Genomic DNA, 9,895 nt, shown 5'->3' on the forward strand with positions numbered 1-9,895 from the left:
CCGGGGGACGGTGATCATTCTGGCAAACGAGGGCCGGGCCCCGCGTGATGCGGGGCCCGGCCGGATGCGTCGGGGGTGCCTGCCGGAGGATCAGACCCCGACCCTGCGGTGCCGGGCTCCGTCGGCGGCGGGCGCCGGGGCGGCCACCGCGCCGTGGGCGCCGACCGGCGGGAAGCTCTCGCCGTGCGAGAGGTCGGGCAGCCAGCGCAGCCAGGACGGCAGGTACCAGTTGCGCTCGCCGAGCAGGGTCATCACCGAGGGCAGCAGCACCGCGCGGATGACCGTCGCGTCGATCAGCACGGCGACCGCCAGGCCGACGCCCATCTGCTTCATCGCCTGCATGGAGAGGGTGCCGAAGACCGCGAACACCGCCACCATGATCACCGCGGCGCTGGTGACGACCCCGGCCGTGGAGCGGATGCCGTGCGCGATGGCGGCCCGGGTCGGCAGACCCCGGTCGCGGCCCTCCTTGATCCGGGAGACCACGAAGACGTGGTAGTCCATCGAGAGGCCGAAGAGGATCACGAAGAGGAACAGCGGCACCCAGGACTCGACCGCGCCGACTCCGGCGGTGCCCAGCAGCGAGGCGCCCACCCCGTGCTGGAAGACCAGCGTCAGCACCCCGTACGCCGCGCCGACCGAGAGCAGGTTGAGCACCACGGCGGTGGCGGCGACGGCCAGCGAGCGGAACGAGGTGAGCATCAGCAGGAAGGCGAAGGCCACCACGAAGCCGAAGACCAGCGGCATCGAGCCGGTCATCTTGTCGTTGAAGTCGTACGAGCCGGCGGTGCGCCCGGTGACCGGGGCCTCGGTGCCGGCCACCTTCAGCACGGTGGCGGGGACGATCTCGGTGCGCAGGGTCTTCAGGGCGGCGTTGCTGGTGGCGTCGTTGCCGCTGCCGTTGAGCGGGATGTCGACGGTGGCGATGTTCTTGTCGGGGTGGACGGTGACGTCCACCGGGCCGTGCATCCTCCCGCTGGCCAGGGCCCGGGCCTTGAGGTCGGCGATGGCGGCGGTCATCGCCGGGGAGTCGATGTCGGCGGCCTTGATCACCACGCTGGCCGGGGCCGGGCTGCCGGGGAAGGCGGCCTCGATCTTCTGCGAGGCGGCGACCAGCTCGTTGCCCGCGGGCAGCTGCTGCTGGAAGGTGAGGTTGGCGGTGTGCATGGTGACCAGCGGCGCGGCCAGGCCGGCCAGCAGCGCGCCGGCCAGCACGGTGGCGGCGAGCGGGCGGCGCAGCACCGGGGTGAGGATCGCGTTCCAGACCCGGCCGCCGGTGGCGGCGGCGTCGGGGCGGCGCAGCTTGGCGAGCAAGGGGACGCGGCCCTTCTCGACCTTGTCGCCGAGCATCGACAGCAGCGCGGGCAGCACGGTGAGGGAGCCGAGCACGGCGGTGACCACGACCACGATGGTGGCGTAGGACATCGCCTGGAACTCGGCGATGCCGGTGAGGAACATGCCGGCCATGGCGACGACCACGGTGACCCCGGAGACCAGGACGGCCCGGCCGCTGGTGGCGGCGGCGATCTTCAGCGCGGTCTCCGGGTCGCGCCCGGCGGCCCGCTCCTCGCGCTCGCGGCGCAGGTAGAAGAGGCAGTAGTCGACGCCGACGGCGAGGCCGACCAGGAGCATCACCGAGCTGGCGTTGTTGCTGGTGTGCAGGAACCCGCTGCTCAGCGCGACCAGCCCGCCGGCGGCGACGAAGGCGGTGATGGCGAGGACCACCGGCAGGACGGCGGCGACCAGTGCGCCGAAGGCGACCAGCAGGATGCCGAGGGCGAGCGGCACGGCGGTCCACTCGGCGCGGGCGAAGTCGTCCGAGAACTGCTCGTCGATCCACTTGCCGGAACTGGCGTCGCCGAGCTCGACGACGGTCAGGTCGGGGTGCTGCTTCTGGACGGCGGCGACCGCGTCCATGATGGCGGGGACGTTCTTGACGGCGTCCTCGTGCTCGCCCGTGACGGTGAGCTGGACGAGCGCCGAGTGGCCGTCCGCCGAGACCGCCTTGGTGTCGTAGGGGGAGCGGACGTCGGCGGCCTTGCCGGTGGCGTTGACGCCGGTGACCACCTGCTCGACGGCGGCCCGGAAGGCCGGCGCGTCGGCGGCCAGGGTGGTGCTCTGGACCAGGACGGTCTCGCTCGCGGGGGACTTCAGCCCGGCGTCGTCGAGGATCCTGGCGGCCCGGGAGACCTGGCCGGGCATCGCCTCGGACTCCTTGACCTCGGTGCTGCCGTGCACGCCGCCGAGGTAGGCGGCGAGGACGACGAAGAGGAGCCAGCCGAAGACGGCCGTCTTTCTGTGCCGGGCGCTCCAGGCGCCCATGGCGGCAGCCGTGCCGAGCTTGGTCTTCACGGGAATCCCCCTGGGAGAGCGGCGGTGGCGCCGCGGGTGAGGCGTGGTCGCCGGCCGGGCGGTGGCGGCCGGGCGCCGGCGGTGGTCCGGCGTCGCAACCGACAGTAGAAAACCGGGGGTTGACGGGGTATCCGGCTGGCGGGGGAGTCTTCCCTGGGGTTCGCCTCGGGGGAGGGGTGGGGTTATCCCTACCTGAGAACCCTGACTTCTCCTCCCTGGGGTCGGGTGCGAACTCCACCCTGAGGGGGAGTGGTCTCCACCCGGAGCACGAGGTCAAGTGGCCGTCCGGGGGGTGAAGATGGTGCGGGGCGCCGATGGGCGTTCCCGAGGGGGTCGGCTTCACGGGGGCTGCTTGCCGGGCGGCAAGCAAGTACTCGTAGGATGATGTCCTCAGATCACTTACCTGCCGACCGGCTAGGGGCGGGCCTCGTCGCCATGCCCAGCCGGTCCTCCGTCGCCCGACGTCCCGTCCCCCGAGGGCCGGCGGTGAACCATGCCCAGGAGGCATCACGAGCATGTTCCACCGACTAGGACAATTTGTCGTCCGCCGCGCCTGGTGGGTGATCGCGGCATGGATTGTCGCGATGATCGCGATCGTGGCCGGCGCGCCGAAGATCACCGCGCAGACCGACGAGGCCTCCTTCCTCCCCAAGCACTACGAGTCCATCCAGGCCTCGGCGCTCCAGGAGAAGGCGTTCCCGGCCAGCTTCACGCCCTCCGCACTGGCGCTCTTCGAGCGCAACGACGGCGGCGCGATGAACGACGCCGACAAGGCCGCCATGGCCAAGATCGTCCAGGGTCTGACCGACAAGAAGATCAAGAACGTCGAGACGATCATCCCGGTCGGCGAGCAGACGACGTCCAAGGACGGCAAGTACGCGCTCGCGCCGATCGCCATCGACAAGAAGACCCAGCAGTCCGAGGAGTTCGGCGAGACCGCCAAGCACCTCCGCGAGGAGGGCAAGTCGCTCACCTCGGGGACGGACCTGAAGTTCCAGCTCGGCGGCTCCGCCGCCCAGGCCCTGGACCAGAAGGAGTCCTCCGGCTCGGCGGACGCGCTCATCGCGATGTCCACGGTCGTCCTGGTCGCGCTCATCGTCGGGATCATCTTCCGCAGCGTCCTCGCCGGGATCCTGCCGATCCTGATCTCCCTGGTCGTCGCCATGCCGACCGCCAACGGCGTGATCGCGTACGCCACCAAGGCGTTCAAGCTGGAGACCACCCCGGTGCTCTCCGCGATCCTCATCGTCGTCGTGCTCGGCGTCGGCACCGACTACTTCCTCTTCCTGGCCTTCCGCTACCGCGAGCGGCTGCGGGCCGGTGACGACCGCAAGGAGGCCGTGGCCAACGCCGTCGGCCGGGTCGGCGAGGCGATCGCCTCGGCCGCCGGAGCGGTCACCGTCGCCTTCGCGGTGCTGATCCTCTCCAGCCTCGGCATGTTCAAGGCGCTCGGCCCGGCCCTGGCCATCGCCGTCGTCGTCACCGCGTTCGCCGCGCTCACCCTGGCCCCGGCCGTGCTCACGGTCATCCCGGCCCGCGGCGTCTTCTGGCCCGGCAAGAAGTGGATGAACGAGCCGGGCAACGCGCGCTTCACCGCGCTCGGCCGCATGGTGCAGAAGCGCCCGGGCATCGTCGCCCTGGCCTCCGGCGGCGTGCTGGTGGCGCTGTCGGCCGGCGCCCTGGGCTACAACGGCACCTTCGACCTCGCGGGCAGCTCCATGCCCAAGGACAAGGAGTCGATGGTCGTCCAGGACAAGCTGATGAACGGCTTCTCGGCCGGCGCCGCCGACCCGAGCCACGTCTACCTGACCAGCACCGCCGGGGTGAAGCTCGACCCGGCCAAGTTCGAGGCCTACGCGGCCAAGCTCAGCGGGGTGTCCGGCGTCGCACCGGTGACGCCGAAGCCCCAGCTCAGCGAGGACGGCAAGACCGCCGACTTCACCGTGCTGCTCAACAACAAGCCGGACAGCAACGAGGCGATCGACACCCTCACCGACCTGCGCGACGTGGCCCACGGCCAGGCGCCGGCCGGCACCGAGGCGAAGGTCGGCGGCCTGACCGCCGTCTACAAGGACATCAACCTCGCGATGGCCCACGACTACAAGCTGGTCTTCCCGATCGCGGGTCTGCTGATCCTGCTGATCCTGGGCCTCCAGCTGCGCAGTGTGGTCGCCCCCTGGTACCTGATGGCCTCGGTCGGCCTCGGCTTCACCGCCACCCTCGGCGCCTCGACGCTGCTCTTCCAGGACATCAAGGGCGAGCACGGCATGATGTTCATGCTGCCGATCCTCATCTACCTCTTCGTGGTGGCGATCGGGACGGACTACAACATCCTGATCATCGCCCGCCTGCGGGAGGAGGCCCGCGCGGGCCGCAACCCGCGCGAGGCGGCCCGTGAGGCGCTGCGCCACGGCGGCCCGACCGTCGCGGCGGCCGGGTTCATCCTGGCGGCGTCGTTCGCGACCTTCATGCTCGCGGGCAACGTCTTCATGCTGGAGTTCGGCTTCGCGATGGCCTTCGGCATCATCCTGGCGGCCTTCGTGATGGCGCTCTTCTTCACCCCGGCGCTCACCGCGCTGATCGGCCGCACCGCCTGGTGGCCCGGCCACGGCGCCGACGACCAGCACGCCGGCCCCGCGCCGGTGACCGGTTCGCACGGCGTGCCGGAGCCGGCCGGACGGCACTGACCTTTGCCGGTGCACGACAGGCAGGCGGCGTCCGCTTCGGCGGGCGCCGCCTGCCCGTTTCCGGGCACCGGCAAACGTGACGTGCCGGGCAGAAACTCCCCGGTCAATCAGGGTGGCAGCGTGCTACAGTCGAGGCAGTTGCAGTTTTGGTTCCCATGAACGTTTGTGTGCGCCTGCTGGTTCAACCCAACAGGCGCATTTGTTTTGTCCGGTGTTTCAGTCTCCGGATGGGGATCGCGGCTACTTGGGGTCCACGAGGTGTGGGCCCTGATGCCCCAGTTTTATGAGGAGACGGTTATGGCTACCGGCACCGTGAAGTGGTTCAACAGCGAAAAGGGCTTCGGCTTCATCGAGCAGGACGGTGGCGGCGCTGACGTGTTCGCCCACTACTCGAACATCAACGCCCAGGGCTTCCGTGAGCTCGTCGAGGGCCAGAAGGTCGAGTTCGACGTCACCCAGGGCCAGAAGGGCCCGCAGGCCGAGAACATCCGCGTCATCTGAGTCCAGCTTCCGAGCTGACTCGCGATCTCGCGAAGCGAGGGCCCGTACCGCACGGTGCGGGCCCTCGCGCATGCCGCCGAACGGCCGGGGCGGCGAACTCCAACCCGACGGCCGACCAGCCCCGACGGGGCTGTGCTTCCCATCGGACGGAGACTCCGTGACCACCCCTGCCCGCACGCCCCGCGACGGCGACCGCACCCGCAAGCCCCGCAGCCGCAACGGCGGCGCCCCCCGCGCCACCGGTGGCGCCCGCGGTGACGCCCCCCGCGGCCAGCGCCGCAACGCCCCGCGTTCCGCCGTCCAGGCGCCCGCCGACTTCACCGTCGTCGAGGGCACCCCGGCCCGCCCGCCGGCGGCGAGCTTCGCCGAGCTGGAACTGCCCAAGGGCATCCTGAACGCGCTCACCCGCGAGGGCGTCACCGAGCCGTTCCCGATCCAGGCCGCCACCCTGCCGGACTCCATCGCCGGCCGCGACGTGCTCGGCCGCGGCCGCACCGGCTCCGGCAAGACCCTCGCCTTCGGCCTCTCGCTGCTCGCCCGCACCGCCGGCAAGCGCGCCGACGCCCGGCACCCGCTGGCGCTCATCCTGACGCCCACCCGCGAACTGGCCCAGCAGGTCACCGAGGCGCTCACCCCCTACGCGACCGCCGTCAACCTGCGGATCGCCACCGTCGTCGGCGGCATGTCCATCACCCGCCAGGCCAACGCGGTGCGCCGCGGCGCCGAGGTGCTGGTCGCCACCCCGGGCCGGCTGGACGACCTGATCAACCGCGGCGACGTGGTGCTCTCCGACGTGGCCATCACCGTCCTCGACGAGGCCGACCAGATGGCCGACATGGGCTTCCTGCCCCAGGTCACCAAGCTGCTGGAGCAGGTCGCCGAGGGCGGGCAGCGGATGCTGTTCTCCGCCACCCTCGACCGCAACGTCGACCGCCTGGTCAAGCGCTTCCTGGCCGACCCGGTGACCCACTCGGTCGACCCGTCGGCCGGCGCGGTCACCACCATGGACCACCACGTGCTCCAGCTGGAGGCGGCCGACAAGGCGTCCGCCACCGCCCACATCGCCTCCCGCGAGGGCCGGCTGATCATGTTCGTGCACACCAAGCACGGTGCCGACCGCCTCGCCAAGCAGCTGCTGGCCAACGGCGTGAAGGCGGCCGCGCTGCACGGCGGCAAGTCCCAGCCGCAGCGCAACCGGGTGCTCGACCAGTTCCGCGACGGCCACGTGACGGCGCTGATCGCCACCAACGTCGCCGCCCGCGGCATCCACATCGACGGACTCGACCTGGTCGTCAACGTCGACCCGCCGATCGACCACAAGGACTACCTGCACCGCGGCGGCCGCACCGCCCGTGCCGGCGAGTCCGGCACCGTCGTCACCCTGGTCCTGCCCGACCAGCGGCGCGAGGTCAGCCGGCTGATGACCGTGGCCGGCATCCGCCCGACCACCACCAAGATCCGCCCGGGCGACGCCGAGCTGACCCGGATCACCGGCGCCCGCACCCCCAGCGGCGTGCCCGTCACCGTGGCCGTCCCGGCCCCGGCCGCCGCCCCCGCCGCCGAGGGCAAGCCGGCCGGCAGCGGCGCCCCCCGCCGCCGCCCCGGCAAGCGCTCCGGACTGCCCACCGACGTCGACATGAACGGCAACCCGCGCCGTCCCCGCCCCAAGCAGCGCCTCGGCGCCGGCGGCGGCGGCCAGGGCGGCGGCGAGGGCGGCGGGCGCCGTCAGGCGGCCGGCTTCATCGGCCGCTCCTCGGGTCGCGCCAAGCCCGGCTCCGGCACCAAGTCCGGCTCCAACTACGGCACCGGTCGCCAGCGCCGCAAGGCCGACTGAGCCCCTTTCGGTCCGACCACGGCCCGGCTCCCCCTTTACCCGGGGGAGCCGGGCCGTGTGCATTCCGGCCGGATCTTGGTCCCGCGTGGCCTGGCCGGGCCGTTCCCGGCCCTTGCCGTACAGCTTCCGTTCGTGGGCGCATCAGTGGCGTGATCTTGACCTGCCCTGTTGACCATGGACACGCGATGCATGAAGATTTCACACGGCCTGCACAACTGACTCGCTGTCATCACAAATTCTTCGCAAGCAGGCCGTCCGGCTCACCGTCTCCGGAAGGACCTTCGCGATGCGTCGCACCGCCGCCCTGTTCGCCAGTGCCCTGCTCGCGGGAGCCGCCGCGCTCACCGCGCCGGCCGCCAACGCCGCCGAGAGCGCGCCGTCCGCGCAGCCCGCCGGGGCCCAGGGCGCGCAGGCCGCCGGTCCGGCCGACAAGTGCACGGTCGTCTCCAACGGCGGCTCCTACACCGGCACCTGTTCGGGCATCGACCCGATGCAGACCTGGACGCTCTCGGGTGTCTGTGTGCACTACGACATGAACAACCCCGGGGTTCCGATCACCACGCCGGCGTGGAACGCCGGCTGGGTCGCCGGCAACACCTCCACCACCGCGGGGTGCTCCCCCACGGAGTTCTCGTGGGGGATGGACATCGTGTTCGGCCCCACGCCGGCGGGCGGGGCGACCGGTCAGATCACCGGCTTCGTGAACAAGTGCCTGGACGTGCGCGGTGGTGCCAGCAACAACGGGACCCCCGTCCAGATGTGGGACTGCCTCGGCAACGTCAACCAGTCGTGGCGGATCGCCTCCGACGGGACCATCCGCGCCGTCGGCCTGTGCCTGGACCCCGACAGCGGGCGGACCGGCAACGGCACGCCGGTGCACATGTGGGAGTGCAACGGCGCGATCAGCCAGCAGTGGAAGGTCCGGGCCGACGGCGCGATTGTCAACGTGAAGTCCGGCCGCGCCCTGGACGTGCGGGGCTGGGACAGCGCCAACGGCGCGATCGTGCAGATCTGGGACTTCAACAACACGGCCAACCAGCTCTGGCACGCGCCCGCGTGACGCGCGCGGCAGCCCCGTCGACCGGATCACCATCACCTCTGAGGATGTCCCCGATGCGTCGTACCGCCTCCCTGTTCGCCACCGCGCTGCTCGCGGGAGCCGCCGCGCTCACCGCGCCGGCCGCCAACGCCGCCGAGCCCGCGCCGTCCGCCGGCGCCCGGTCCGCGCAGGCCGCCAGCGCGGCCGACAACTGTTCCGTCGCCGCCAACCCCGGCGGCGGCCTCGCCGCCACGTGCTCGGGCCTCGACCCGATGCAGACCTGGGCCTACGGCGGCAGTTGCGTGAGCTACGCCTCCGGACGCCAGGTCTTCTCGCCCGGGTGGGGCAGTGGCTGGGTCGCCGGCAACACCACCGCCGCCGCGGGGTGCTACGGCACGGCGACGCCGTGGATGTTCCAGTTCACGTTCGGCCCCGCGGTCCCGGCCGGCCCGGTCGGCCAGGTCACCGGCTTCGGGAACAAGTGCCTGGACGTGCGCGGCGGCAGCACCAGGAACGGCACGCCCACCCAGATCTGGGACTGCCTCGGCAACGTCAACCAGACGTGGAAGGTCGGTGCCGACGGCACGATCCGCGGTGTCGGCATGTGCCTGGACGTCCAGGGTGGCGGCACCGGCAACGGCACCCCGGTGGAGACCAACGCGTGCAACGGCGCCACCGCACAGCAGTGGCGGGTCCGGGCCGACGGCTCGATCCTCAACCCGCGGTCCGGACGCTGCCTGGACGTCCGGGGCGTGGTCGACACCAACGGCACGGTCGTGCAGCTCTGGGACTGCTACGGCTCCGCCAACCAGACCTGGCACGCGCCCGCATGACGCGCGTGGCAGCCCCTTGACCGAATCACCCCCAACCCTGAATCACCCTCAATCCTAAGGATCTCTTCGATGCGTCGTACCGCCTCCCTGTTCGCCACCGCCCTGCTCGCGGCAGCCGCCGCGCTCACGGCGCCGGCCGCCCAGGCCGCAGAGCCCGCGCCGACCGCCGGCGCCCAGTCGGCGCAGACCGCCCAGTCGGCGCAGACCGCGCAGACCGCCGTGGGCGACAAGTGTTACGTGAGCACCACTCCCCAGGGTTTCTACGCCGGCACCTGTTCGGGCATCGACCCGATGCAGACCTGGCACGTCGTGATCACCTGTTGGGTCTACAACCCGGGCAGCTCGACCCCGATGATCTGGCCGGGCACCACCAGCGGGTGGGTCACCGGCAACACCACCACCTCCGCCAGCTGCGGCTTGGACCGCGTGAATTCGGTGGAAATCCAGATGGGCCCCACGCCGGCGGGCGGGCCGACCGGCCAGATCACCGGCTTCGTGAACAAGTGCCTGGACGTGCGCATGGGTACCAGCGTCAACGGCACGCCCGTCCAGATGTGGGACTGCCTCGGCAACGTCAACCAGTCGTGGCGGATCGCCTCCGACGGGACCATCCGCGCCGTCGGCCTGTGCCTGGACCCCGACAGCGGGC

7 protein-coding genes are annotated in these 9,895 nt (G+C 71.6%); 6 read left to right on the forward strand and 1 reads right to left on the reverse strand.

The features are described 5' to 3' along the window. Positions 1–90: 90 nt before the first annotated feature. Positions 91–2,322, reverse strand: coding sequence for an MMPL family transporter (locus C2142_RS28710; protein ID WP_148645983.1), 2,232 nt, complete (start codon positions 2,320–2,322; stop codon positions 91–93). A gap of 545 nt (positions 2,323–2,867) precedes the next feature. Here C2142_RS28710 and C2142_RS28715 point away from each other — a divergent pair. The 6 genes from C2142_RS28715 to C2142_RS28740 form a co-directional block, all read left to right on the forward strand. After that, positions 2,868–5,039, forward strand: a complete 2,172-nt coding sequence (locus C2142_RS28715; protein WP_148645626.1) for an MMPL family transporter — start codon at positions 2,868–2,870, stop codon at positions 5,037–5,039. A 297-nt stretch (positions 5,040–5,336) separates the two neighbouring features. After that, positions 5,337–5,540 (forward strand): cold-shock protein, encoded by a 204-nt coding sequence (locus C2142_RS28720; protein WP_148645627.1) that lies wholly within the window; start codon positions 5,337–5,339, stop codon positions 5,538–5,540. Positions 5,541–5,697: 157 nt separating this feature from the next. Continuing rightward, positions 5,698–7,374, forward strand: coding sequence for a DEAD/DEAH box helicase (locus C2142_RS28725; RefSeq protein ID WP_148645628.1), 1,677 nt, complete (start codon positions 5,698–5,700; stop codon positions 7,372–7,374). A gap of 286 nt (positions 7,375–7,660) precedes the next feature. Continuing rightward, complete coding sequence (locus C2142_RS28730; RefSeq protein WP_148645629.1) at positions 7,661–8,434, forward strand: RICIN domain-containing protein; 774 nt, start codon at positions 7,661–7,663, stop codon at positions 8,432–8,434. Positions 8,435–8,487: 53 nt separating this feature from the next. Beyond that, positions 8,488–9,246, forward strand: a complete 759-nt coding sequence (locus C2142_RS28735; RefSeq protein WP_148645630.1) for a ricin-type beta-trefoil lectin domain protein — start codon at positions 8,488–8,490, stop codon at positions 9,244–9,246. 69 nt (positions 9,247–9,315) lie between these two features. Then, the coding region (locus C2142_RS28740; RefSeq protein WP_194235817.1) for a ricin-type beta-trefoil lectin domain protein at positions 9,316–9,895 on the forward strand (580 nt) is incomplete at its 3' end.

The organism is Streptomyces sp. CB01881, from assembly GCF_002953255.1.
In the GTDB taxonomy this organism is placed as follows: Bacteria; Actinomycetota; Actinomycetes; order Streptomycetales; family Streptomycetaceae; genus Kitasatospora.

Coding starts and splice junctions, on each gene's coding strand:
- C2142_RS28715 (WP_148645626.1), top strand. CDS start 2,868: ATGTTCCACCGACTAGGACAATTTGTCGTCCGCCGCGCCTGGTGGGTG.
- C2142_RS28735 (WP_148645630.1), top strand. CDS start 8,488: ATGCGTCGTACCGCCTCCCTGTTCGCCACCGCGCTGCTCGCGGGAGCC.
- C2142_RS28720 (WP_148645627.1), top strand. CDS start 5,337: ATGGCTACCGGCACCGTGAAGTGGTTCAACAGCGAAAAGGGCTTCGGC.
- C2142_RS28730 (WP_148645629.1), top strand. CDS start 7,661: ATGCGTCGCACCGCCGCCCTGTTCGCCAGTGCCCTGCTCGCGGGAGCC.
- C2142_RS28710 (WP_148645983.1), bottom strand. CDS start 2,322: ATGGGCGCCTGGAGCGCCCGGCACAGAAAGACGGCCGTCTTCGGCTGG.